28 protein-coding genes and 1 riboswitch are annotated in these 25,453 nt (G+C 35.9%); of the genes, 21 read left to right on the forward strand and 7 right to left on the reverse strand.

Annotated features, from left to right (window positions below):
* Positions 1-139: 139 nt before the first annotated feature.
* From B9N79_RS26720 to B9N79_RS08915, 3 genes are all read left to right on the forward strand, one after another.
* On the forward strand, positions 140-265 hold the full coding sequence (locus tag B9N79_RS26720) for a hypothetical protein (protein WP_276208839.1): 126 nt from the start codon (positions 140-142) through the stop codon (positions 263-265).
* 500 nt (positions 266-765) lie between these two features.
* Positions 766-2,322: an MFS transporter gene (locus B9N79_RS08910; protein WP_040058407.1), complete on the forward strand. Its 1,557-nt coding sequence runs from the start codon at positions 766-768 to the stop codon at positions 2,320-2,322.
* A 120-nt stretch (positions 2,323-2,442) separates the two neighbouring features.
* Positions 2,443-4,713, forward strand: a complete 2,271-nt coding sequence (locus tag B9N79_RS08915) for a rhamnogalacturonan lyase (RefSeq protein WP_085118143.1) — start codon at positions 2,443-2,445, stop codon at positions 4,711-4,713.
* Positions 4,714-4,853: 140 nt separating this feature from the next.
* Here B9N79_RS08915 and B9N79_RS08920 read toward each other — a convergent pair whose 3' ends face one another.
* Complete coding sequence (locus B9N79_RS08920) at positions 4,854-5,636, reverse strand: DeoR/GlpR family DNA-binding transcription regulator (RefSeq protein ID WP_040057805.1); 783 nt, start codon at positions 5,634-5,636, stop codon at positions 4,854-4,856.
* A 564-nt stretch (positions 5,637-6,200) separates the two neighbouring features.
* Here B9N79_RS08920 and B9N79_RS08925 point away from each other — a divergent pair.
* Complete coding sequence (locus B9N79_RS08925; protein ID WP_046217169.1) at positions 6,201-6,554, forward strand: hypothetical protein; 354 nt, start codon at positions 6,201-6,203, stop codon at positions 6,552-6,554.
* Positions 6,555-6,637: 83 nt separating this feature from the next.
* On the opposite strand, the gene B9N79_RS08930 is transcribed toward B9N79_RS08925, so the two are convergent.
* Together B9N79_RS08930 and B9N79_RS08935 are read right to left on the reverse strand one after the other, a co-directional pair.
* Positions 6,638-7,123 (reverse strand): hypothetical protein, encoded by a 486-nt coding sequence (locus B9N79_RS08930; RefSeq protein ID WP_019394619.1) that lies wholly within the window; start codon positions 7,121-7,123, stop codon positions 6,638-6,640.
* A gap of 278 nt (positions 7,124-7,401) precedes the next feature.
* Complete coding sequence (locus tag B9N79_RS08935) at positions 7,402-8,199, reverse strand: HoxN/HupN/NixA family nickel/cobalt transporter (protein ID WP_085118145.1); 798 nt, start codon at positions 8,197-8,199, stop codon at positions 7,402-7,404.
* Positions 8,200-8,328: 129 nt separating this feature from the next.
* A riboswitch (cobalamin riboswitch) is annotated at positions 8,329-8,522 on the reverse strand.
* Positions 8,523-8,974: 452 nt separating this feature from the next.
* Here B9N79_RS08935 and B9N79_RS08940 point away from each other — a divergent pair.
* The 11 genes from B9N79_RS08940 to B9N79_RS08990 all read left to right on the forward strand — a co-directional run bounded on the left by B9N79_RS08940 (position 8,975) and on the right by B9N79_RS08990 (position 17,271).
* The gene (locus B9N79_RS08940) at positions 8,975-9,811 is read left to right on the forward strand and encodes a pentapeptide repeat-containing protein (RefSeq protein ID WP_040057803.1); all 837 of its coding nucleotides are present in this window, start codon (positions 8,975-8,977) and stop codon (positions 9,809-9,811) included.
* A 147-nt stretch (positions 9,812-9,958) separates the two neighbouring features.
* Positions 9,959-10,327: a hypothetical protein gene (locus B9N79_RS08945; protein ID WP_040057802.1), complete on the forward strand. Its 369-nt coding sequence runs from the start codon at positions 9,959-9,961 to the stop codon at positions 10,325-10,327.
* A complete protein-coding gene (locus B9N79_RS08950) occupies positions 10,320-10,574 on the forward strand; it encodes a hypothetical protein (RefSeq protein WP_019394615.1) in 255 nt (84 codons plus the stop codon). The genes B9N79_RS08945 and B9N79_RS08950 overlap by 8 nt, the downstream gene beginning before the upstream one ends.
* Before the next feature lie 62 nt (positions 10,575-10,636).
* Positions 10,637-11,362, forward strand: a complete 726-nt coding sequence (locus B9N79_RS08955) for an ABC transporter ATP-binding protein (RefSeq protein WP_040057801.1) — start codon at positions 10,637-10,639, stop codon at positions 11,360-11,362.
* Positions 11,359-12,186 (forward strand): ABC transporter permease, encoded by an 828-nt coding sequence (locus B9N79_RS08960; RefSeq protein ID WP_040057800.1) that lies wholly within the window; start codon positions 11,359-11,361, stop codon positions 12,184-12,186. Before B9N79_RS08955 ends, B9N79_RS08960 begins: the two co-directional genes overlap by 4 nt.
* Positions 12,187-12,201: 15 nt before the next feature.
* Entirely contained in the window at positions 12,202-12,972 is a 771-nt protein-coding gene (locus B9N79_RS08965) for an ABC transporter permease (protein WP_040057799.1), read from the forward strand.
* Between the two features lie 7 nt (positions 12,973-12,979).
* Positions 12,980-13,660, forward strand: coding sequence for a response regulator transcription factor (locus B9N79_RS08970; RefSeq protein ID WP_040057798.1), 681 nt, complete (start codon positions 12,980-12,982; stop codon positions 13,658-13,660).
* The gene (locus B9N79_RS08975) at positions 13,648-15,102 is read left to right on the forward strand and encodes a sensor histidine kinase (RefSeq protein WP_040057797.1); all 1,455 of its coding nucleotides are present in this window, start codon (positions 13,648-13,650) and stop codon (positions 15,100-15,102) included. Before B9N79_RS08970 ends, B9N79_RS08975 begins: the two co-directional genes overlap by 13 nt.
* A 116-nt stretch (positions 15,103-15,218) precedes the next feature.
* Entirely contained in the window at positions 15,219-15,434 is a 216-nt protein-coding gene (locus B9N79_RS08980) for a hypothetical protein (RefSeq protein ID WP_019394609.1), read from the forward strand.
* Between the two features lie 111 nt (positions 15,435-15,545).
* Complete coding sequence (locus B9N79_RS08985; protein WP_046217170.1) at positions 15,546-16,094, forward strand: HD domain-containing protein; 549 nt, start codon at positions 15,546-15,548, stop codon at positions 16,092-16,094.
* Positions 16,095-16,347: 253 nt separating this feature from the next.
* A complete protein-coding gene (locus B9N79_RS08990) occupies positions 16,348-17,271 on the forward strand; it encodes a dihydrodipicolinate synthase family protein (RefSeq protein WP_040057795.1) in 924 nt (307 codons plus the stop codon).
* Positions 17,272-17,328: 57 nt separating this feature from the next.
* Here the strand turns inward: B9N79_RS08990 and B9N79_RS08995 are convergent, their stop codons facing one another.
* A complete protein-coding gene (locus B9N79_RS08995) occupies positions 17,329-17,937 on the reverse strand; it encodes a CPBP family intramembrane glutamic endopeptidase (RefSeq protein WP_040057794.1) in 609 nt (202 codons plus the stop codon).
* A gap of 600 nt (positions 17,938-18,537) precedes the next feature.
* Between B9N79_RS08995 and B9N79_RS09000 the strand changes: the two genes are divergently transcribed.
* The 4 genes from B9N79_RS09000 to B9N79_RS09015 all read left to right on the forward strand — a co-directional run bounded on the left by B9N79_RS09000 (position 18,538) and on the right by B9N79_RS09015 (position 20,903).
* A complete protein-coding gene (locus B9N79_RS09000) occupies positions 18,538-19,014 on the forward strand; it encodes a MarR family winged helix-turn-helix transcriptional regulator (RefSeq protein ID WP_019394605.1) in 477 nt (158 codons plus the stop codon).
* 21 nt (positions 19,015-19,035) lie between these two features.
* Positions 19,036-19,569, forward strand: a complete 534-nt coding sequence (gene pssA / locus B9N79_RS09005; protein WP_026009730.1) for a CDP-diacylglycerol--serine O-phosphatidyltransferase — start codon at positions 19,036-19,038, stop codon at positions 19,567-19,569.
* Positions 19,560-20,048, forward strand: a complete 489-nt coding sequence (locus B9N79_RS09010) for a DedA family protein (protein ID WP_019394603.1) — start codon at positions 19,560-19,562, stop codon at positions 20,046-20,048. Before pssA ends, B9N79_RS09010 begins: the two co-directional genes overlap by 10 nt.
* A 222-nt stretch (positions 20,049-20,270) precedes the next feature.
* The gene (locus tag B9N79_RS09015; protein ID WP_040057793.1) at positions 20,271-20,903 is read left to right on the forward strand and encodes an esterase/lipase family protein; all 633 of its coding nucleotides are present in this window, start codon (positions 20,271-20,273) and stop codon (positions 20,901-20,903) included.
* 66 nt (positions 20,904-20,969) lie between these two features.
* Here B9N79_RS09015 and B9N79_RS09020 read toward each other — a convergent pair whose 3' ends face one another.
* The 3 genes from B9N79_RS09020 to B9N79_RS09030 form a co-directional block, all read right to left on the reverse strand.
* Complete coding sequence (locus B9N79_RS09020; protein ID WP_040057792.1) at positions 20,970-21,605, reverse strand: SdpI family protein; 636 nt, start codon at positions 21,603-21,605, stop codon at positions 20,970-20,972.
* Positions 21,602-21,874: an autorepressor SdpR family transcription factor gene (locus tag B9N79_RS09025; RefSeq protein WP_019394600.1), complete on the reverse strand. Its 273-nt coding sequence runs from the start codon at positions 21,872-21,874 to the stop codon at positions 21,602-21,604. Before B9N79_RS09025 ends, B9N79_RS09020 begins: the two co-directional genes overlap by 4 nt.
* A 127-nt stretch (positions 21,875-22,001) precedes the next feature.
* On the reverse strand, positions 22,002-22,880 hold the full coding sequence (locus tag B9N79_RS09030; RefSeq protein WP_040057791.1) for a MurR/RpiR family transcriptional regulator: 879 nt from the start codon (positions 22,878-22,880) through the stop codon (positions 22,002-22,004).
* Between the two features lie 224 nt (positions 22,881-23,104).
* Between B9N79_RS09030 and B9N79_RS09035 the strand changes: the two genes are divergently transcribed.
* Together B9N79_RS09035 and catA are read left to right on the forward strand one after the other, a co-directional pair.
* Positions 23,105-24,535 carry a 6-phospho-beta-glucosidase gene (locus tag B9N79_RS09035; protein ID WP_046217172.1) on the forward strand — a complete coding sequence of 477 codons (1,431 nt, stop codon included), beginning with the start codon at positions 23,105-23,107 and terminating at the stop codon, positions 24,533-24,535.
* Between the two features lie 220 nt (positions 24,536-24,755).
* The gene (catA, locus tag B9N79_RS09040) at positions 24,756-25,409 is read left to right on the forward strand and encodes a type A chloramphenicol O-acetyltransferase (RefSeq protein ID WP_046217173.1); all 654 of its coding nucleotides are present in this window, start codon (positions 24,756-24,758) and stop codon (positions 25,407-25,409) included.
* Positions 25,410-25,453 lie beyond the last annotated feature (44 nt).

Genomic DNA, 25,453 nt, shown 5'->3' on the forward strand with positions numbered 1-25,453 from the left:
AAGCGTTTGCTTTGTGGAAAGGAGAGAAAAATGAATAGAAAAGAACTTGAATAAACCATAGGGCCTGTTGATTGAAAGCTTAGTGATTTTAGATGATCGAGAAGGAAAGTATGCAATGCTGCTTAAAGAGAGACAAAAGATGGATAACAAAAGTTTTAACTATTGGAAATGGACCGCTGGAATTGGGCTATATGGGATGATGAAATATTATCGATTAACAAAAGCTGAAAACGTCCTAAATAGTATTATAAAGCGGTTCGATTAGCAGTTTAAACAAATGCCAGTCGAAAAAATTGTAAGTATAACGATTAAAATGTTAACGCTCACATGTCTCTATAGAAAAACAAAAAGGCCAACATACTTACTATATTTAGAAACATAGGGAGATTGGTTGTATCAAGATATGCCTTATACAAAAGATGACAGATTTCAGCATATTGTATTTGGATCCCAAAACAACCAGCAGCTTTGGGATGATATTTTAATGATAATTGTGTTGCCACTTGCTAAAATCGGTTTGCTGTTTAATAGAGGTTCCTACAACAGGCATGACTTACGGACAATCTATGGCCATTCTTTGTTTAGTAGAATACCTATATTTTAATATTTAGAACATAGTTGGTAGAAAATAGCATGAAGTCTTACTAAAAAATAAGCTTATTTCATTATTCTTTTAATCTACTTTCTCAAGTATTAATTATGTTTCCCATTGCTATTTGTCTACAAGCTTCTTTTTTTAAAGCTGAAGAAAACGGAGGAAATCTGATGAGTAAACCTCAACGACAAATTAAGTTTGTAAACTATCTTTCTTATGGATTAGGAGATTTTGTAGGAGCAGGAGCATTTGCCCTCACTGCTGCATGGTTAATGTACTTTTATACAACATTTTGTGGATTAACAGCAACGCAAGCAGGATCCATCTTTGCAGTTGCAAGGGTTGTGGATGCTGTTGCAGCTCCTGCAATGGGCTATATCACCGACAATTTTCATAAAACAAAGCTTGGTCGAAGATTTGGCAGGAGAAAATTTTTTATTTTAGCAGCCATTCCGCTTATGCTTATATATGCATTAATATGGGTAGATGGATTTAACTATTGGTATTATATGTTAACTTATATTATTTTTGAAATCGCTTACTCTATGATTCTAATTCCATATGACACGCTAGCAGCAGAAATGACAGATGACTACAAAAAGCGCTCAAAGCTTACTGGCGCGAGAATGTTTGTTGCGCAAATTTCCGCTGTTTTCGCTTCCTTTATTCCCGGTCGTCTTATTGAATCGCTAGGGAAAGATGATCCGCTAAGCTTTCTTTATTCAGGATTAATTTTCACGGCAATTTTTGTTGTTGTGTTAGTTGTTCTCTATAAAAATACGTGGGAGCGTCCACTATCAGAGATTCCAATTGAAAAAGAGATTGATAAGAAAACGCTGCTTCAAAAAATTGAAAAGGTGTACGTTGATTTATTTTCAACTCTTCGTGTTAAAACATTTAGACATCATTTAGGAATGTATTTAGGAGGCTATTTAAGTCAAGACGTATTTAATGCTGTCTTTACGTACTTCATTGTTTTTGCTCTTATGCATAATGCTGTTGTTGCTTCTAACCTCCTAACCGTTATGTATATCCTCCAGATTGTAGGAGTATGGATTGCGATGACATTGACCATTAAATTGAATCCAGCGCCTGCTTATCGGATGGCTATTATCTTTTTTATGGTTGGCATTTTAGGGTTTGCCGCATTGAGGATTATAAATGTTGAAAATAGTTTACTTCTTATGTTTATCATGATTGGTATTGCTGGATTAGGGCGCGGAGGACTTAACTATATTCCGTGGAACAACTATGCCTTTATTCCTGATATTGATGAAGCTCTAACAGGGCAGCGCCGCGAAGGCGTTTTTGCTGGGGTAATGAGTTTAATTAGAAAAGCTTCTCAGGCGCTGGCCGTTTTCTTAGTTGGTGTTGGACTAGACTTATCAGGCTTTGTTTCGGGGCAAGAGGTTCAGTCTTCATCCGTTGTTCAGACAATTACAAGTATCTTGCTTTTCGGAACGCTTCTCTTTCTTATTGGCGGTTTACTTATTTCTTATCGTTATAAATTAACTAAAGAAAATCACGTTGTGTTGTTGGCTGAAATTCAGCGGCTGAAAAAGGGTGGCCTTAAAAAAGAAGCGTCTCCTGAAGCCCGTGAAGTAGTGGAAAAATTAACAGGATGGGACTATGAAAAAACATGGGGAAACAATCCTGTTGGGTATGAAAACTATGTGGCCTATAAAAAGAGTCGAAAAGAAGGACCTGATATCAAAACAACGCTATAGCTTCTTAATAAGGAAAACTTACTTGTTCATGATCTAAAACTTCAATTCTATTCAGAGCAAACGTTACGATTAAAAGGGAGTTGAAGTTCTTTTTTGTAAGCGTTTTAAGGAGGAGAAAAGATGAAACGAAAGAAACCATGGTTTTTAAATCGAATGATTATAATGCTGCTTATCCCTTTACTATGTATGACAACGCCTGTTTGGGCAGATACGAACGGGAAAACAACGAAAGGAGAAGAAAAGCTTGATCGTGGATTAGTAGCCGTCTCCACCTCAGAAGGAGTTTATCTTAGTTGGCGGTTTTTGTCTCACGAAGCAACAGGCTATTCAGAAACAGGGTTAACAGGTGCGAATTTTAACGTATATCGAAATGGAAAGAAAATTGCAGTTGTAAAAGATAGTACAAATTTTTTAGACAGAGATGGGAATTCAGAGTCTACCTATTATGTTTCCTCTTCCCAAAATGAAAAAGGAACAGGGAAAAGCGCAGTTGTTACGCCAATGAATGAAGCATATTACGATTTAAAGCTAAAGAAACCAAAGGATGGGAGAACACCTGATGGCCAAACTTATACGTATGAAGCAAATGACACGAGCGTTGGAGACGTGGACGGCGATGGACAGTATGAGCTTTTTGTAAAATGGAATCCATCGAATTCAAAGGATGTTTCACAAGTAGGGTATACAGGCAATGCGTATATAGATTGCTATAAGCTTGATGGGACTCTTCTTTACCGAATTGATTTAGGCGTTAATATTAGAGCTGGTGCTCATTATACACAGTTTTTAGTATACGATTTTGATCAAGATGGAAAAGCAGAAATGATGCTCAAAACAGCGCCAGGTACAAAAACAATTCAGTTTGATAAGCATGGAAATGTACAAGGTGAGAAGTTTATCACAATGCCTAAAGAAGATATAAAAGCAGGCTATCGTCATAGCGATGATTACCGAATGAGCAGTGAGGATTACTATGATCATGTTGTGAAGATGTTTATGAATTGGCATAAGTATGAAGAAGTTCAAAAAGGAAATTGGCCCAAAACGCTTGAAGAATGTTTTGGGATTGCTAAGAAGTATCGCTATCCCCTATCACAGGAGGATGCAGAAAGTTTAGCTGATTACTTTATGGATGAATATGCCCCAAAGAGAAGTGAACGAAATAAACTGCGCGACTTCCAAGGGTTTATTTTAGAAGGACCTGAATATTTAACCGTATTTGAAGGTGCAACAGGTAAAGAGCTCGACACGGTAGACTATGAACCCCAGCGCTATGATGATGGATTAATGTGGGGCGACTATGCAACCCCAAGAATTGAACCAGGTAACAGAGTTGATCGATTTCTCTCAGGTGTTGCTTACCTTGAAAGGGATCAACCATACGCTATTTTTACAAGAGGATATTATACAAGAGCAAATGTTGTTTCATATCGTTGGGATGGAAAAAAACTTAAGAAATATTGGGCTGTTGATAGTGGATGGACACCAATGAGTAACCCATTTAATAGCAATCCACATGAGAAAGATGGGAAAAGTAAAAAATATGGTACTCTTACAAACCAAGGTGCTCACTATCTTACAACAAGCGATGTTGACAATGATGGAAAGCAAGAAATAGTGTATGGAGGCGCGACAATCGATCATAACGGTAAGTTGCTATATAGCTCCTACGATAAGATGCCGCCTGAAAGTGAAAAAAGTGGTGAAAGGGTGAAGCTTGGTCACGGCGATACCCTGCACGTTGCTGACATTAATCCAAAACGAAACGGACTAGAAATTTTTATGGTGCATGAAAATGGCACAAAAGCACCTTATGGCTATAGTTTACGTGATGCAAAAACAGGAGAAGTAATTGTTGGAGAATATACAGGTAAAGATACAGGTCGTGGGATTATAGGAGACATTGATCCTGCTCATGAAGGGTTAGAAATGTGGGCTACAAGTCTATTAAGCGCTGATGGCCAAAAAATAGATCAGAAGTTTCCAGGAACAAATATGAGCATTAGATGGGGAGCTGATATGACAACCCAAATCATTAATGGAACCTTTGCGGAGCCGCCAACAATCGATGACTGGAAAAAGGGACGATTACTAACAGCTACAAATACGAGTACAAACAATGGCACAAAAGGGAACCCAAGCTTAGTTGCTGACCTGTTTGGAGACTGGAGAGAAGAACTTATTGTGAAGAAAGCGGATAGCTCAGCGCTTCGCATATATATGAGCACAGAAAAGACAAATCATAAGTTATATACCTTAATGCAGGATAAGCAGTACAGAACAGGAATTGCCAACCAAAATACGGGGTATAATCAACCTGCATATCCGAGCTTCTATTTTGCTTCTGATATGAATTGGCGTGACGTTCCTCTTTTGAAAAAACATCACTAAGTTAAGAGAAAAGTCGGAGCTTTAAAGAGCTCCGGCTTTTCTATTGATATTCTCTTGAAAACGGAACTAAAACAATATATAAAAGTTATCTGAGTTCTGGAGAAAATACAAAAAACAAACTTATCATAAAATAAGTTTGTTTAAGAAGCAGGTTTATCAACAAAGTCAACAGTCGTAACGATGATGTTTTTTTCTTTTAATTTCTCTTGAGAATGGGGAGGGAGTTTTATGTCCACAATCATTTCATCAACTTGATCTAGAGTAGAGATATGTGAAAACTCTCGGTAACCAAACTTGCTAGAGTCGACCATTAAGAACGTTCTGTTAGATCTTTCAATCATTTTTCTTTTTAAGAGAGCTTGCCATTCGTTTGAGTCACTTAATCCACTATTTAAATCAATACCTTTACAGGAAAGAAAGGCTTTATCAACATGATAATTTTCAAGCGATCGCTCCGCTAGCGGTCCTACATACGACAAGGATTTTGGAAGCAGTATCCCACCAGTTGAAATCACTTCAATTCGGTCTTTTTTGCTAAGTTCAATCGCAACCTTAATAGAGTTTGTAATGACAGTGAGCGGAATGTTAGGAAGTATTTTGGCCATATACCACGCGGTTGTACTTGCGTCAAGAATAATCCGGTTGCCGTTTTCTACTCTTTTTACGGCTTCATGAGCAATTATTTTCTTTTCCAATACATTTGTAATTTCCCGTTCTGAGAAATCTATTTCGCTTTCTTTTTCTTGAACACTTACTGCTCCACCGTGACTTCTTCGTAATTTATTTTCTTTTTCGAGTTTTTCAAGATCACGTCTAATTGTTTCTTCTGTAACAGCAAAAAGCTCACTAAGCTCAGAAACTCGAATGCTTGATCGTAAATTAACTAAATCCACAATTTTTTGTTGTCTTTCGGCTACTAGCATTCATAACGTCCTTTCCTTTATTATCTGTAAAACAAATTACAGAAGAATATGTTGTTTTCTTTTTATTTTGTCTCATCATATCATACTTTTTAATATAAATTCACGCTGTAGTTCATGCTTTCTTAGAAGCATGCTTTCTTTTAAACAAATTCAAAGGCTAGAGAAGGAGAAAAAACATAAAGAAGAAGAGTAAAACGAATATAAATAAAAAATTAAAAGTTTGTTTTCGTTGATATGTAAGTATTTATTGCAAAACGTGTCATTTTTAAAATTGAAAATTCCTTATTCTTTATAAATGCTACTTTATAGAGAAGATGGAATCTGGTAAGATTTATCATGTAAAGGTCAACATGACCATATCAAAACTAATTTACCATATATATTATAGGTTCCTATCATTTTAGAAAAGGGAGGAGAGAAGAGAGCATAATGATATAGGATAGAACCTAGCTTTCTAAAGTTTGTTTCTGATTGTAAGGCATAACATATGTAGTAGAGACAACAGGTAAAAGCAACTTACATCATTTGGTAACAACGGATTACGGCAAATGTGGAGGAAAAATATTGAGATTTCCAGTTGTAAAGGAAGAGAAAACAAAAAACAGCTTCGATGAGACAGCAGTAGTAGAGTCTTTAGATTATCCATATCCCAAAGTGCAAGTGACGGCTCTTATCCAAATTGTAAAGGGGAACATATCCAATGCAGAAGTAATTTTTAAACTTATTGAGCTAAGCAAGTGTAGAAATGAAGAGATTCACAAAGTATTTGGGAAAGATACAATAGGTCACTATAGTATTGCGGCACTTCAAGTATTAAATACATATGAATCAACTAAAGCTTTTAAAGACATAATGAATGAACTAGAAGAGAGAGAACAAAACATCATTAAAAGAATTGTTCAAAACTTCAACATGTAAGCCCGTTTATATTAATAGATGAGATGGAAGTGAAAAAAGCAGTGAGAAGCTTTGGGTTTCTCACTGCTTTTTTTAGGTCTATTTTAGCTGATCCCTTGCCATAAATAGAGAATAATAGAGCTTGAGAGAAGAAGAAAGCCAGATAGTGGCATACCTTGTGCTTCTTGCTTAAGTGCCTTTTGTAGATGGTGTGCCTGCTCTGCTTGATGTTCTCTATAGGAAAGAATAACAGTGTTTAGCGGTTTAGTAATAATCGTAATATTAAGATTTTCCCTTTCTATAATTTCTTGTGACTTAGAGAAATTAACATTAAACATAATATAGCAGTTTCGAACAAATAAGCTTGTTTTCAAAGGAGTATAAATGAGGTAAGCGAGTGCTAATATGACACAGATGATAATGAGTCCTTCAATGATTGAAAGCTGATGCTGAATCATAGCTAGAGCAGTGAATAGACTGCAAAATGTCCCGACGGCATTGCACGCAATATAAGGAGAGCTAAAGGTCTTACAGCAAATAATGAGAAGCCCTGCTAAAGCAAGTAAAATGATGACAAGATTCATATTCATAAATGACTCCTTCCTATTCATCTTTTTTTATGTGTACCATTACCCTAAACGAGGACTCTATCTACATTATGTGAGGAGAAATTTTTTATTAAAGAGATAAAATAAGCCAGAAGAGAGAAACTGCTTGTAATAGAAAAACGATCAATAGCCATATGTTGAAGAAAGATGAAGAAAATGAGAGAGTTTTTATCAAGTTTGTTTCTTATTACAAACTGACTTGTTTAAGATGAAGAAAGAGAGCAAAAGATGTATTGCTCTCTCCGATAAGCTCATAGTTGTTAGACAGATTGAATACTGTTGTTTGCTTTTTTAGCTTTGAAACAGACAAAAATAAACATTGAAAGAAGAAATAGAAAAAGGATAACGCCAACAATCTCGAAGTCTATTTCTGCCCATGGATTGAAGAATGTAAAAGCAAGATAGAAAGAGACGCTGTAGGCGAGTACAACGATGACCCACCCCATAAGGCGTGAAGCTGCTTGACCAAATTTGCTTGAGTCTTTGACCATTTTATGCACAACAAAAGAATCAATTGTATCTGTAATCATCATGCCAACCATAAAAACTAAACCTAATAATAGCGGAGTGTACGAGCTTGAATTGCCAGCAGCTAACGTCCATACAGCTGTTTGACTCACCGTTTCGGCTGCTAGGGCAAAGAGAGCACCAATAAGAATAATAAGAAACGGATTTGTTGTCCCTTTTGCAAGCTTTGGAATGAATTTCCCTTTTAAACCACTAAGCTGAAATTCTTCCTTACTACTTCTTGTTCGAATCAAATTGTACGTATTTAATGTCCCAATCAAAAATAAAGATAAAATAGATACCCAAGAAGCGAAAGTGTCAAAGGATGGTGGGAACGTAAAGTTACTCATCACCATTCCTAAAACCCCAGCAGTCAATGCGACAACGCCCCCATGTCCAAATGAAAATAGGGTACCAACCCATCTTGAGAAAGGACTTTCCATCCTCCAATTGTACCTTGTTTGACCATCAATAAAAGCTAAATGGTCTGCATCAAGGCCGTGTCTTAATCCTAAAACAAATACAAATGCAAAAAGTGATAAACCTTCCAATTTTGTAGCCTCCTTTAATAAAAATAAAAACCCTCAACTATTTCTAGAGTTGAGGGAAATATGTATAACAAATAAGCAGCACAAATAAGCTATGCTGAATATGTATAGACTACTCTCTTTCCTAGAAGATCCTAGCGTACAGATTAGGTAGGTATCCTGGCTCTAAAATCATCACTTTTCACCGCCTTCCCTAACAGAATTGTTAAGTGGCATCTGGCGAAAAACTCCTTCATAACAGTGGCTGGACCGCCCAAGATTTTCACTTGGTTCCCTGTTACCTCCCACTTTAAAAAAGTAGGAGCCCCTAAACTGCGAGTTAATCATCGTCTTCATATGCTTTTTTTGGTAGTATACCATATTTTTGTAAAAGTTAAATCCTACAAACGAATCTTTTCTTTTTAAAGGTCTAGCATACTTATACACTACCAATACTATGGATAGAAAGAATGAGAATCGATAAAAAACACCTTCATTATTCAAGAAAATTCAAATTCTTATTATAGGTTCAAGAAGGAGCATTGAACAGCGGCATACGTGGAAGGTGAAGATATGAATATGTTTTAATCGAAAAGGGCATTCTTGAATTGTGCAGGTTAAAACCTGTTCACCTTACAATCATTAATACTCTTAAGCTATTAAATAGTTAGAAAACGTTCATTACCTTGGTTAACAAGGAATATGAACAGAATGGAAATCTAATTTACAAACTGCTTCCTTTTTTACATCATTCCTTTTAATATGAATATAGCGGGATTAGAAAAGGGATGGGATGAAAATGTCAATTGAATTAGAAAATAAAGTAGAAGTTCAAAAAGCATTGAATTCAGACTGTACAAGCTGTTTTGGTTTATGCTGTGTTGCATTGCCATACGCGAAGTCAGCTGATTTTGCTTTTGATAAAGGTGGAGGAACACCTTGCCGGAATTTGCGAGATAATTACTTGTGCGGCATTCATAATAACTTAATTAAGGAAGGGTTTCGCGGTTGTGTTTCTTATGAATGTTTTGGAGCGGGTCAAAAAGTATCTAGAATTATATACAAGGGGAAAGAGTGGAAAGGAAATAAGCAATATGCTGAACAAATGTTTAGCGTCTATCCAATTGTTCAGCAGCTTCATGAAATGCTTTCCTACTTATATGAAGCAATGAGCTATAGGGAAACAAAATCTATTCATGCTGAGCTAAGAGAGATGTTCAGAGAAACGGAAAAGATGACAGAACAACCTCCAGAAGAAATTTTACATCTAGATGTTGCAGGGCATAGAGCAAAAGTAAATACATTGCTTTTACAAACAAGTGAATTAGTCCGTCCGCAAATCACTCATAAGAAAAAACGAAATTATAGTAGTGATTATATAGGGGCTAAGCTTAGGAAAGCAAAGCTTAAAGGAGAGAATTTAAGAGGAGCACTTCTTATTGCAGCAGACCTTAGAGAAGCGGATCTTCGTTTTACAGATTTGATTGGAGCAGACTTTAGGGATGCAGATCTTAGCGGGGCAGATTTGACAGGAAGTCTTTTTCTTACTCAAGCACAAGTAAACGCAGCAAAGGGAAATAGTCATACAAAGTTGCCACCATCATTAAAAATACCAACACATTGGAAAAAAGCGTAAGAACTTCTAAAAGTTCCTACGCTTTTTTATTTTAATAGCTTGTAGAGAGGGAGAAAAAGGGGATAGGAGTATTTTTTATATAAAAATGTGACAAGTATTAAAAAAATTTCATAGAGTATAGAAGCTAGAATAGAAATGAGGCATGCTATGGAAAAACGAAATCTTTTTATTGAAATGTTTTTAATCCTTATTACAGCGTGGTGGTCTATGGTTCTAGTAGTAAATGACAAGCTGTTTTATAACCGCCCTGAATTTTTTTATACGTTTCAGGAAATTGGTAATGAAGCAGAGTGGGCAAGCATTTTTATTTTAAGTTTGATTTCTCTTATTCTTGGACTCCTATGGAAAAAAGCGTGGATACGTAAAATAGCACTGCTTTCATCAACGTTTTTGTATGCAATGATGGCAGCAGGATTTATTCTAGCGAAGCAACCCTTAAACACGGGAGTAGGCGTTTATTTTGCAATAGCTCTCCTTGCTTTATGGGGAACAAGAGATGTGAAAGACAATGAATAAGATTGAGTCCTTAACAGAAAGTGTTGCAAAACTCGAAAATCGAATGAGTGAAAAAGATAAAGAAATTACGGCCCTTACTATTCAAAAAGAAACGATTTTATACAAGCTTGAAATCATTCAAAAACAGCTTGATACAATTGAAAGCTCCGTGAAAAAAGGAGTTGGCTGGCACAGCTTTTTTGTAGATTTTCTAAAAGTAGCAGCCCAAGTTGCTGCTCTTGTTGCAGCAGGAAAATTTTTTCTTTAGTTCTAAAACTTTATAAAATGTTTATAATTCCCTCCTATACTGACGTTAGGAGGGATTTTCTTATGAAAAATACAATTTTAAATGTCCAAAGCGTATCTAAAAAAATGAAAAAACGCTCGTTATTAAATAAGGTGTCGTTCAGTGTGAAAGGTGGAGGCATCTGCGGGTTATTAGGGCCAAATGGAGCTGGGAAGACAACGCTTATCCGTATGCTAACAGGCTTAATTAAACCAACCGGGGGACAAATTTTATTAAATGGAAAAAACATTATGACAGAACGTAAAGAAGCGTTAAAGGAAGTAGGAGCAATCGTTGAGTCGCCCATTTTCTTTCCATATATGACAGGAGGAGAAAACCTTCATAATTTAGCACGTCTTCATATTAGTTCTAAAAGTGAACGTGAAAAAAGAGTATGTGAAGTGCTTGGAATTGTTGGATTAACAGGGCGGGAAGATGATAAAGTTCGCACTTATTCGCTTGGAATGAAGCAGCGATTAGGAATTGCGCAGGCTCTTTTAGGAGATCCTGAACTTCTTATATTAGATGAACCAGCAAACGGACTTGATCCCATTGGAGTAAGAGAACTACGCGAGCTTTTATTCAAGCTAAAAGAGGAGTATGGAAAAACAATTTTAATTTCGAGCCACTTGCTTGATGAATTACAGCGCGTTTGTGACCAGATTGTTGTGATTAGAGAAGGGGAATTGATGTGGAACGGAGATTTAAATGAATTTGCAACTGAAAATCAAAACTTAGAAGATGCGTTTGTGGAGTTGGTGTCACGATGAAGGCATTAATTTTAACGGAATGGGAGCGGCTTTTTAAACGAAAATTAACGTGGATTGTGTTGGCGATGGCGCCTGCTGGACTACTTGTTGCTGCTTCGTATTTGCAGAAGCAAAACGGGCAGCTAAGTCCTGAATTACCCGAATATACGTTCACAGGGAACTTTGCTGTACTTGGGTTATCTGAGATGTTATTTACGGCATTCAATGCACTTTTGCTTGTTTTTATTACGTTGATGATTACAGAGGAATACAGAACAGGACAGCTGCGCATGGTGATGATTCGGGCCCGTTCGCTTGGTGAGCTTGTCACAGCTAAAGTGCTCGTTATACTGGGATTCTTGTTTCTCTTTTTTATCCTCTATTTTTTGAGTAGCTATTTGATAGGATTCTTTTTCTTTGATAATCAGGCAAACTATGCTGTTTTCTATCATAAAGAGTTGTTTAGCTTTAAAGAAGGCCTAATTTATAATATAGAGTTCTATGGGCTTTCATATATGACGACCGTTGCAATTGGGGCTGTACTAGTATTTATTGCTGTTATTAGTAAAACAACGACAGCAGCCATTGGAGGGGGAGTGGGTTTCTTACTTTTCTCATTCTCTTATCCTTATATGTTAAAAGTATTTAGTGGATTTATTGATCAAGTAACGCTTGCAAAATTCTTTTTTACTTCAATTCCGATGATTCAATATGAAGGTATTACAACGATGATTGCTGAAAAACCACAGTTTGTTTTATGGAATCTAGGGGTGATGGGATTTTATATTTTATTTTTCAGCACGCTAACATTTTTCACACTTCGAAAAAAAGAAACGTTTTTATAAAGGGAGAGAGCAGAAATGAAACAATTAATTTGGAGTGAACTAGAAAGAACTTTCAAACGAAAAAAGACTATTATTATGCTTATTGTTTATCTGTTGCTGCTTGGGTTTGAATGTTTGTTTTTATATGCAATGGGAGGCACCACTTTCTTCGATCCTGAACATGATGTAAAGATGGATTCGCTAAATTCTTCCCCCCTTTATTTACGAGATTTAGCTTTCTTTCTTACATTTATTCTTATTCCAATGCTTGTTGTGGATAGTTTTAACGGGGAATATGCGTCAGGGGCACTGCGCCTTGTATTAATTCGTCCTCAGTCACGTTTACAACTGTTTTTCGCGAAGTGGTTTATTCAATGTTTTCTGTTTTTTGTTGTGTTAGTTATAACAGGTGTAACAGGATTTCTATTTGGAAAAATCATGATGCCGAATGTAGAACATACTGTATTTTTAGGTGGGCAAGAGTTAGATACGATGGGAGCATTTTTCTATACGCTTAAATTTTACGGCATTGCGTTTGCTATTTTTCTTACAATTATTACACTTGCTAGCTTAGTGAGCATTCTTATGCCAAATGCCATTCTTTCATATGTTGGATTAATCGCTATATTAATTGGAAGTGTCTATGCATCAGATCAGCTTCTTTTCTTCTTTTCAATGACCGATTCGATTTTTTATCAACTAAGTGGTACAAGTACAGATAACTTTTTATTCCTTCTATTTCCAATATTGGGTCTTAGCATTATAATAAATATAACTGTATGGAAGAAAAAAGAATGGATAGGATGAAGATAAAATGCAAGAAAAAATTCTGCTTGTGGATGATGAGAAAGAAATTGTCTCGTTTATGAGAGATGCCTTAGAAGATGAAGGATATGATGTACTATGTGCCTATGGTGGAAAAGAGGCGCTCACCAAACTAAAAGAACGGCCAGATCTTATTCTTCTAGATGTGATGATGCCTGAAATGGACGGATTTGAGCTTTGTGAACTTATCCGTAAAAATGTTTCTTGTCCGATCTTGTTTTTAAGTGCAAAACAAACAGAGCAAGATCGGATCAAAGGTCTTTTAGTTGGGGGAGATGATTATTTAATAAAGCCATTTAGCATAAAGGAGCTGAAAATGAGAATTTATGCTCATTTGAGGAGGGAGAAGCGGGCGGAAAGCACAGCATATAATCGACTTCATTTTGGCTATTTAACAATTGACTTAGACGGATATCAAATTTTATATAACAATGAAAAACTTTCATTTACATCAAGAGAGTTTGAGCTTCTGCACTTTCTAGCGCTTCACCCAGGACAAGTGTTCACACGAGAGCAGCTGTATGAAAGAATTTGGGGATATGATGCAGAAGGAGACTCTTCGACAGTGACAGAGCATATTAAAAAAATTCGTGCTAAGCTTTCTAAATATAAAGGATGCAGAGACTATATTTCAACTGTATGGGGCATTGGGTATAAATGGGTAAGTTGAAGAAATGGAAAAAGAGCGCAAGTCTAAGAACCCAGCTTGTTACCTCTTTTCATCTTGTCCTCTTATTTAGCATACTTGCGACCATTATTACTGCAGGAGCTATTGTGCTATGTGCGATTATCTTCCTTATTCCAAACGGGTTGAATCCTGCTAACTACTATGAGAAAAAAATCCCTGATGTGCTCGCATTTGTTCAAAACCATGAAAGTGATGTGACATCCCGAAGTTTTCAAAGCAGACTTGAAAAAGAGATTCCAACAGAAGGAATTGGCTATCAAGTTCTGAATAAAGATGGAGATGTTATCTACGGTTCGATTGAAAAAAAGTATATTAAAAGTAAACGAGAGTTTTATTCTAAGCTGAACAGTGATATCCATGACGGTACGTATTTTGTTAAACTTTATCCACTGTTTAATAGAGAAAAAGAAGTGAATGGTGCTGTTTTGTTGCGCTACAAATTAACGCTTGCTTCTTCTAACCCAAAGGACCGTTTGTTTATTGTAGGTGCAACGGTTTTATTATTTAGTAGTCCATTTCTTTATTTCTATCTTTTTTCTTATCTGTTTGGACGTCGCTTTAGCCGGAAAATTGAGAAACCGTTCAACGAGCTTATTGATGCATCTCATAAAATTCAGCGTAACGACTTGGAATTTTCGCTACCGAAAGTTCAAGAATCGAGAGAATTAGATCAGCTTGTTCATGCATTTGAAGACATGAGAGTTGCCCTTAAAGAGTCACTAACACGTCAGTGGAAGCTTGAAGAAGACCGAAAAGAAATGACAGCAGCGATTGCTCATGATTTAAGAACCCCGCTTACGATTATTCATGGTCATACAGAAGGACTTCTTGAAGGAAGTAAAAACAATCCGAAGCGACTTGATGATTATTTGCAAACTATTTTTAGAAATACGGTTCGTTCTATTCGCTTACTTGATCAGCTTCGCGATGTTTCTATCTTAGAGAATGTTACGTTTGCTGTAAAAAAAGAACTCATTAATATTAGAGAATTTGTTGAATTAAAAGGGAGCGAATTTGAGCTTTTAAGCAAGAAAAAGGGCGTTTATTTCTCTTATACGATCCATGGTGAACAGGAAGTCTTCCATATTGATCCACATCTTATTGCACAAGCTTTTGACAATGTGATTACAAACTGTATTCGCTACACTCCTCGGGGCGGAGAGATTAGCTGGGATGTTACGATCCGTAATGCGACTGTTTTATTTGAAGTGAAAGATAGCGGACCTGGGTTCGCACAAAATCATAACAAAAAGCTGTTTGAAAAGTTTTACCGAGAAGATCAATCAAGAGGAAGTACAGAAGGAAATGCAGGGCTTGGCCTCTATATTGCGCACTCTATTGTCCAAAATCACGGTGGGGAAATTGAGGCTTATAATCAAAAAGAAGGGGGAGCATATATTAAAATAGAGCTTCCGCTTACATAACCGTTTTTCTAACTGCGTTTAAATTTCTTCCACTAAGGTTAAAGAAGAAGTATAACTATCTACGAAAATGCGAAAGAAAATATAATAGAGTATTTCAAAAAAGGGAGGAAGAAAAAATGGCAAAAACGAGACATAATGATTATAAAGAAGAAGAGCGTATAAAAAATGAACCTTCAAAAAAATCTGAAGTAAAAGACCGAACAGAGTTAGACAAATTTGAAAGCCAACAAAACGTCGATCATATTCCACTTGAAGAGGTTGAACTAGATCAGAAAGACGAAAAAAGAAAGCATCGTACAAAGGATTCTTCTTCGTCAGAGAAGAAACATTAACAAAAGATGGTTGCCATATACGGCAACCATCTTTTCGTTTTATCTTAAACATTGGTTTTGATATAGAAATCACGTATTATAAAAACAACATATATCAAAGAAGGTGGCCAAATGAGTTTAAAAGAAAAAGCTTTAACATTTGCAACAAAGATGCATGAAGGACAAATGCGAAAAGCAAATTCTCGCCCGTATATTGTTCATCCAATCGAAGTTAGTAAAATTTTAGAAGCGGCAAATTTAGAAGAAAGTGTCGTTATAGCAGGCCTTCTACATGATACGGTTGAAGATACGCCTGCAACAATTGAAGAAATTGCTTCTCTATTTGGTGAAGAAGTAGCGCTTCTTGTTGCTGCTCACACCGAAGACAAATCAAGAAGTTGGGAAGAGCGCAAAACACATACAATTGAAGTTGTAAAAAAAGGGACCCTACCGCTTAAAGCCTTAATTGCTGCAGATAAATTATCGAACTTAAAGTCTTTACAGGAATCCTATGAAGAGCAAGGAGAGGAAGTGTGGACACACTTTAAACGGGGATACGAAAAGCAAAAATGGTATTATCTGAACGTTGCTCATAATCTTTTTATTGGTTTAAAGGAAGAGGAAGTGCCTGCTTTTTTTTACAAGTTTAGAAAAGAAACAGAGATATTTTTTGATAAGTGAAGAAGAAAGATTAACGTTTACTATGCTTATTTAAAAAAGTAAAGGAATCTTTATAAAGATTCCTTTTTATATTAAATCTTCAATCTACTTCAAACAACTCATAAGAGATTGAAGTAGGGGGGATTTTAATTCCCAAAATATAAATGAAATGCAAATAAGTAACTAAAAAAGCACGGGATATGATACGATAAAAAAACATCCAGAAAAATCTAAAATGAAAGCGTTTTATATAAAAAGAAAAGGAGAGGTTGCAGTGAAGGCAGATCCAATATTCAAAGGGATTATTCCACCAATTCCAACTATTTTATATGAAGATGGACGCATTGATGAAAAAGGAATGAAAAACCTAATTGATTTCTTAATTGAATCGAATGTTGATGGACTTTTCTTTTTAGGTTCTGGAGGGGAATTTAGTCAAATGTCAGCAGGGCTAAGAAGAGAAGTAGCGGAGTTTGTGATTCCTTATGTAAATGGTCGTGTTCCCGTTCTGATCGGTACAGGCACGTCAAGCACAATGGAGACGATTTCTTTGAGCGTTCATGCGCAAGAAAAGGGAGCTGACGGTATTGTTGTTATTAACCCTTATTATTGGCCCTTAACCGAAGAAGGTCTTTTTGAGCATTACAGTGAAATTGCGCAAAATGTAGATCTCCCCATCATGCTATATAACTTTCCTTCGTTAACAGGAACAGATCTATCTCCTGATTTAGTGTTGAAGCTAGCTCAAGCACATCCAAATATCGTTGGAATTAAAGATACAGTTGACGCTGTAGGGCATACAAGAGAACTCATTTTAAAAGTGAAAAAAGAGAAACCTAATTTTGTCGTTTTCTCAGGGTATGATGATCATTTATTTAATACGCTAGCTTTAGGAGGAGATGGCTCAATTCCGCTTTCAGCAAGTTTTGCTCCAGAACTATCTGTTGGAATTTATAGAGCCTTTCAAACAGGAGACTACGAAAAAGCGATTGAGCTTCATCGTCAACTTGCTCCTCTCCCGCTTTTATATAAATTAGACTCCCCCTTTATGAATGTTGCCAAAGAAGCCATTCGTTTAAGAGGGATAGAAATCTCAACAGATGTATTAGCTCCAACCCGCAAGCTTAGTAAAGAGAAGAAAAAAGAGTTGAAATCACTCTTAACAACGTTTCTTGGTGATTCTATTGTGTTATCTTAAGATTTTTAATAGAGTAATAACAAAGACTCAGAGCTTTTAGCTTTGAGTCTTTGTTGTTTAGGATTTTAATTTTAGAATTCGATATTTAAAGAGAATGGTGATGACAAAATTAAGAAGAAAGTGGACTATGATTGGTACTAAAATATTACTTGTTTTCACATATACCCAGCCAAATGCAAGGCTTGGTAATAGAATATTAAAAAGCATAAGCGGCTTTTTAAAATATTGAACATGAAGAGCTAAAAATAGAAGAGAAGTAATAAAAATCCCAACCCAGCTTTTCTCTATATAAAGAAGAAGTAAATTTTGAACAATCCCTCTAAATAGAAGCTCTTCAAATAATGATCCAAAAAGAAAAAGAGAAAGCAATGCTGATATAGAAGATGTTTGGTATTGCTTATTCTGATTATCAATGTGATGAGAAGGAATTAAAATTGTTAAAAGAATACCAAATAAGATAAGTCCTATCGTTGTTGTAACCGTCATGGTCATAAGTGTAGAGGGGTTATGAAATGATAAAAATTGATCTAGCGTCAAAACATCAAAAATAATTAACAGGGTGATCGCTGCTACGCCCATTAAAGTAAAAGAGGCGAAAACAAAAACAGCGTCTTTTAAATTTAGCTCTTCCTTTTCAACCTTTGAATGATTTTGTACTGTGCTCATATATGACCTGCTTTCTTGATGAATTTTATATATAGTAAAACCTATATCTTCATATTCTAACAGAAAAAGGATGATAAGAGGGTCCAAAGTTTAAGATAGTAAGGATAGATTACAAGATTTCTGTTCAGTCTGTTCTGGAGAAGACTAGTGGTGTCTAACCTTTTCTTATGCTTCTATAGATTTCCCTCCATAAATTACTTCTTTTAAAAGAGAAACTTCTTCGCCTTCTTCTTCGACTCTTATTAGGAGGTCATACTTGAGATAAGCTTAAGAGCGTCAAAAAGGAATTAATTAACAAAAGTTAAGCTAACTTAACTATAAGAAAGATATTCTTTACTGTCAACTCATTTTTTAAATATTATTTGAATTTAGAGAACAACAAAAGAGGAAAAATCGTATAAAAAAATATATAAATTTCCATAAACTAAGCACAAGGTCTTTTTATATGATATGCTGATATGCGGACCTGAAGAATTTGACATTACAATCGAACTACTTTTATAATTGATTAAGTTAACTTAACTAATTGAAGAAGAAATTACTTTTCTAGCATTTTGCTAAAAAGTAATGAAAATAGCGTTATAAAAGGAGCGTAAAAAAGTGTTGTCGGAGTATCAAAAGATTATTAAACAAATGAACGATGCCTTTGAAGAGTTTGGGGTATTGATTGCTAATGAGACGAAAAAAATTGATCAGTTTGACTTAACAATGCAGCAGGACCTCATCTTAGCTTATATAGCTAAGCATCTAAACGTAACGGCAAACGAAATTGCTCATTCGTTCGGTATTACGAAAAGTGCTGTAAGTCAAGTTCTCTCAAAACTTGAACAAAATAAAATGATTGTCCGAGCGGTCAACCCACAAAATAAGCGAGAATCTTTCATATCATTAGGAGAAAATGGAGAAAAGTATGTCTCTTTGCTCCAAGAATTGGACATAAAGCTTATTAAGAACTATTATTCAAAAGTGAACTTAGATGATCTAACACATATGACACGAACAATGGAAAAAATTAATGAAGTTATTAAAGAAGAAAATGAAACAACTCAGAAAAAAGGTACATTACATAGAGAATAGTACTGGAGGTTTAACTACATTTTGATTTATATACCCAATATGATTACAATCGGAAACTTTATTTGTGGAATTTTAGCCGTTCACTCTTTATTATTTCACCACGTTCATTCAGCTATTATGCTGATTTTTACAGGAATGTTTTTTGATCTTTTTGATGGTCTAGCTGCCCGCAAGCTTAATGTTGTTTCAGAAATCGGCAAAGAGCTGGATTCTTTAGCTGATCTTGTCACATTTAGCGTTGCACCATCAATGCTTGCCTACAGTGTGTCATTATATGAACTGCCGCTTATCGGTCTTTTATGTGCACTTGCTTTCAGTGTTTGTGGAATGCTACGTCTTGCCCGCTTTAATGCTGAACAAAGTAAACTATCAACATTTATTGGAATGCCTGCTCCATTCGCTGCGATCTGTCTTGTTGTACTGAGTTTTGTACATAACCCAGTAATTCTAGCGATTGGGACATGTGTTCTTGCTTATCTCATGGTAAGCCGAGTTAAATTCCCACATTTCAAGAGCCAAGCACCTGAAAACGTGGAGACGCAAGGATGGAACTAGTCGAGCATCTTATTACACACTATGGCTATATTGCTGTTTTTTTGATGCTTACGCTCGGAATTGTCGGTTTACCCATTCCTGATGAAGTATTAATGACGCTCATTGGGTACTTTACACATGTTGGTACGCTCAACTATGAACTTGCTATTGTGATTAGCTTTATAGGTGCTCTATTAGGAATGATGATTAGCTACCTTATTGGAAGGAAAGCAGGTCGTCCTTTTATTGATAAGTATGGAAAGTGGGTTGGTTTGAAAGAAAAACGAATGGATAAAGTGGAAACATGGATGAAGAAATATGGACCATATTCGCTTATCCTTGGCTACTTTATTCCAGGTGTGCGCCACGTGACATGCTACTTTTCAGGCATTACCCGGATGAATTTAAGAACATACCTCTTATTTGTAGCCATTGGTGCTTTCTTATGGTGCTTTGTTTTTATTACAATTGGAAGAATTGCCGGTGTTATTCGATTTTAAGGTGGTTACGGAGTGAAGCGTTCTAAGGTGAAAAACTTAGGGCGCTTTTTTTGTGTAGATTGGTTGAAGGTATTAATAATATTTTTCTATCATTAGCATTGAGTCTTTAATAATATTAAATTTTTGTTAGGGAATATTACCCTTTTTTTAAAAAAATATATTAACAAAATTAGGAATAATGTATATAATTATCTTTGTTACATAATTTTAGGAGGTTTATACATGAAAAAGGTTATTATGGCAGCAGTTCTATCTTTTGCACTCTTTCTATCTTTTATTGGTGTTCAGCCATCAAGTGCTAAAGCCCAGTCTGCTCACAATCCAGTTGTATTTGTACACGGTATTGGAGGAGCTTCTTATAATTTCTTCAGTATTGAAAACTATTTAAGATCACAAGGGTGGGATAGAAGTCAGTTCTATGCCATTGATTTCTACAACAAAGCAGGCTCTAACTCAACAAACGGACCACAGCTGGCAACGTACATTGATCGCGTGCTAAGAGAAACAGGATCAGATAAAGTCGATATTGTAGCTCATAGCATGGGAGGAGCAAATACGCTTTATTACATCAAGTATCTTGGTGGCGGGGACAAAATTGAGAATGTCGTTACTTTAGGTGGAGCTAACGGTCTATCTTCTTCAGTAGCATTGCCAGGTACAGATCCTAACCAAAAAATCTTATATACTTCAATCTACAGCATAAACGATGGAATTGTTCTTCCTAGTCTTTCTCGATTACAAGGAGCAAGAAATATTCAACTTTATGGCATCACTCATATCGGTTTATTGGCAAATAGTCAAGTAAACGGATATATTAAAGAAGGATTAAATGGCGGAGGCTTGAACACAAATTAAGCTCATGCAACACTAAAAAACCGCTTCTACTAGATTAGTAGAGCGGTTTTTTGTTGTGAGAAAGTATTACTCAGTAAGTTTCCGATACTGAACATATGAATAGAGAGTAGGAATAAGCACAACAGCAAGAATAATAGAGATGATAAGAGGAAATAACAGTCGTTCTGGAACAAACGGAGTTACGAAGAATAAGAGACCTCCTAGGATAAACAGTTTTGAACCAAGTCTGTGTGTTTTTCTCCATACTTGCTCATTGCTGAGTGTCCAAGCAGTTCTAATTCCAATAAAAAAGTTAGGTTTTACCGTTTGCATGTAGTTTCCTAAAATAATAAACAAAATCCCAACAAGGATAGGAGTAATTGTTGTAACATTTAAGTTATATCCAAGGCTTGCAAGAAGAACGGAAATATTAAGAAGAAACAAAACCAACATAATAGCAAGCGTGATGATTCGATATGAGCGTGAAAATTTTTGATAGTTTTGTTTCCGAGGATCCATTTTAGGGGAAAGCACTAAAAGCGCATACAAGAACAGCAGGATTCCATTGTGAGTAAACGCTGCTTGTAACTTAGGCGCGTAAGAGTTTACAGTTCCATCAACTCCCCACTGCATCGGGATTTGAGAAGGTAGCTTATTGTAGAAGATCACCCAACATAAGATGGAAAGTAACATAATGATAAGAGGGAAGACGTGTTTTTTCATTTCTGTTCATCTCCTTTTTCAACAAAATCAAGGGCCCAGCTCACAAGTTCTTGGAAAACAGTCGCATTTAAAGAATACACAACATACTGACCTTTTTTTTCATCTGAAACAAGGTCAGCATTTTTTAAGATCTTTAAGTGCTGAGAAATACTGGGCTTTGACATATTAAATTGTTCTGCAATTTCTCCAGCTGTCATATCTTTTTCTTTTAAGAGAGATAAAATTTTACGACGAGTTCCATCAGCGAGAGCTTTAAATGCGTTGTTCATAAGGTGAGTCCTTTCTTTAGTATTTAGTTAATTAAGTATTTACTTAAATACTAAACTAAAAGGAATTCTTTGTCAATAGGCGAAAACCGGTGTCCTTCTATAAAGAATACCGGTTTTTAGTGAAATATTAGTCTTCTTTTAATAGCGTACTGTTTGATACGCGTTCATCAACATTTTTTGAGATGTTTGTTTTATATTCTAAATTGAGATCATAGTCCATTTTAAAAAGGCATGAATATAAAATATCTAAGAGGAGATGAATTGAGTTATTTGTAGAATATGTAGCGATTTTTGAATAAAGCTTTTCACGTGTTGAAATGGACATGGCACAATTTGAGAGCTTTCTTAAACTGTTTTCCCCAATACTGGTGAGAGAAATAATAGGAGTGCGGTTGCTTTTTAAAATATTCGCGATTTTTAAGACTTCTTCTGTTTCCCCAGAATAGGAAATTAAGATGGCTGTATGCTGAGGCGTTGAATTTGATGCTACATATAGCTGCTCTGCAGGTACGTTTGTAATGTCAACATACTTGTTAATACGAAGCATTTTATGTTTAAAATCATACGCCATAATAAGGGAATTGCTAAACCCGTAAATGCTAATATGCTGCGAATTATGAAGAAGTTCAACAGCTTTTTGTAGCTCTGTATGTTTTAAAAGCGACAGCGTATCTTCAATTGATTCTGAGGCAAGATGCCCAATTTTCGCAGCTACATTTATAAACGTATCATTTGTATCAAATGGATAGTTTGGATCAATGTTAGAAAAGTGCTGATTTAAATAGTGAAGCTCTTCAAGATATTTTTCTTTTAATTCATTCCATCCGCTAAAGCCTAATTTTTTAGACAAACGAATAGCTGTTGAAGGGGAGGTATAGGTAGCTTTTGCTAAGTCTTTTGTTGAGAGGCTTTCGATATTTTCTTTCTCCTTGAGAATAAATTTCGCTAATATTTCTTCTGATTTTGATAAAGAGTCCATTGATTCAAGTTTGTTCGAAATAATCATTGTGCAACATTCCTTCTATATATGAAAGTTAATCGTTTTCAAAACGGCATTTCAAAAATAGGTGCTTATTGTTTATTAAAATTAAAACGGCATTTCAAAGTCACTGTAAGCCATTTCATTAAAAGTAGCGTTATTCTATTATTAAAGTATAACATTTCAAAATTAAAAAAACGGAATCATTTAAAAAAGGATTCGTTTTGTTTTTATAAAGGGAGGAAAACAACATGGCATTCAAAGAAAACTTCTTATGGGGCGGAGCTGTTGCTGCTCATCAAATTGAAGGAGGTTGGAATAAAGGCGGAAAAGGACCAAGCGTTGCTGACGTAATGACAGCAGGTGCACACGGTGTGCCGCGTGAAATTACGGACGGTATTGTAGAAGGAAAATATTATCCAAACCATGAAGGCATCAACTTTTACGAAAATTATAAAGAAGATATTGCCCTATTTGCAGAGATGGGCTTTAAATGCTTCCGTACTAGTATTGCATGGTCACGTATTTTTCCTAAAGGTGACGAGCTAGAGCCAAATGAAGACGGCTTAAAGTTTTATGACGATTTATTTGATGAACTATTAAAGCACGGGATCGAGCCTGTTGTCACATTAAGCCACTTTGAAATGCCGTATCATCTTGCAAAAGAATATGGCGGATGGCGCAACCGTGACGTAATCGGTTTCTTCGTACATTATGCAGCAACAGTAATGGAGCGTTACAAAGATAAAGTAAAGTATTGGATGACGTTCAATGAGATCAATAACCAAAAGAACACATCAAACCCCATTTTCTTATGGACATGCTCTGGGGTTAAATGTGAAGAAGGCGAAAATCCTGAAGAAGTGATGTACCAAGCTGTTCACCATGAGCTTGTGGCAAGCGCGCTTGCTGTGAAAGCAGCTCGCAACATTAGCCCTGATCTTCAAGTAGGATGCATGGTGGCAATGGTGCCGATTTATCCGTACTCTTGTAATCCAGATGATATGATGCTGCAAGTCGAATCTATGCATGACCGCTGGCTCTTTGCTGATGTCCATTGCCGCGGCCATTACGGAGCTTATGCACTAAAAGAGTGGGAGAGAAAAGGCTACAACATTAAAATGGAGCCTGGTGACGCGGAAATTCTCGCAGAAGGAACAGTAGACTATATCGGCTTTAGCTATTATATGTCAGACGCTGTGAAAACTGGAGTAAATGAAATTGATCCAACAAACATAGCAGGATCAAGCGCTAGCGTAAAGAACCCTCATGTCAAAGCATCTGACTGGGGCTGGCAGATTGACCCTGTTGGTTTACGCTACTCATTGAATATGCTATATGAAAGATATGAGCTTCCATTGTTCATCGTTGAAAATGGATTTGGTGCTATTGATGTGAAGAACGAAGACGGCACTTGCGATGATGACTATCGCATTGATTATTTAGGAGCACATATTAAAGAAATGAAAAAAGCAGTTGAGTTTGATGGCGTTGACCTAATGGGCTATACTCCGTGGGGATGTATTGACTTAGTTTCTTTCACAACAGGAGAAATGAAAAAACGCTACGGTTTCATCTACGTTGATCGTGATAATGAAGGAAACGGCACGTTAGAACGTTCAAAGAAAAAGTCGTTTGATTGGTACAAACAAGTGATTGCCACAAATGGAGAAGAAGTATAAGAATGAAGGAGAAAAAAGATAGAAGTGGATGAAGCGCTAGACTTCATCCACTTTTTTGTCGGTTGCTTCAAACCTTCTGTCTTTGTATAATAACCGTATGAGATTCTTTCTATAAACGGTCTCATGAACGTTCCTAAAGTAAATGATGGAGTGAAAAATATGAAGAAATCAGAGAAATTAGCCTCCTAAAATTAAAAATTATATTTTAGGAGGAAGAGTCATGAACTTTCATCAAATCCATATTGAAAATTGGAATAGAAAAGAACATTTCCATCACTATATGAGTGGAGCAAAATGTGCTTTCAATATGACAGCAAACTTAGATATAACAGAGTTATTGAGGGCATTAAAAGATAGGAAGATTAAATTTTATCCTGCGTTTATTTATATGGTGACGCGAATTGTCAACAAGCATAGAGAATTTAGAACAACCTTTAATGAAAAAGGAATTCTCGGATATTGGGATGAAGTTGTCCCGAATTATACGATTTTCCATAAAGATGATGGGACTTTTTCTGCGCTTTGGACTGATTATTCTTCTGACTTCTCTACTTTTTATAGGGATTATGAGTCTGATCTGAACGTATTCGGTCATAAAAAAGGATTATGGGTAAAAGAAAATGTCCCGCCTTATACGTTTTCGATTTCTTCAATCCCGTGGGTAAACTTTTCATCGTTTGAATTAAACTTATTTAAGGGGGAAGATTATCTTCTTCCTATTATTACGTGTGGAAAATATGCTTCTAACGGTAATCAAATATTACTGCCTATTTCAATACGAGTGCATCATGCTGCGTGTGATGGTTACCATGTAGGCCTTTTTCTACATGATTTACAGCAACTTATTGATGATTATCCCGATTGGTTAGCCTAGAAAAGGCAAGGTAAAAAAGCATCCATTACATAATGGATGCTTTT

Origin of the sequence: Priestia filamentosa, assembly GCF_900177535.1 — a bacterium.
GTDB lineage: Bacteria > Bacillota > Bacilli > Bacillales > Bacillaceae_H > Bacillus_I > Bacillus_I filamentosa.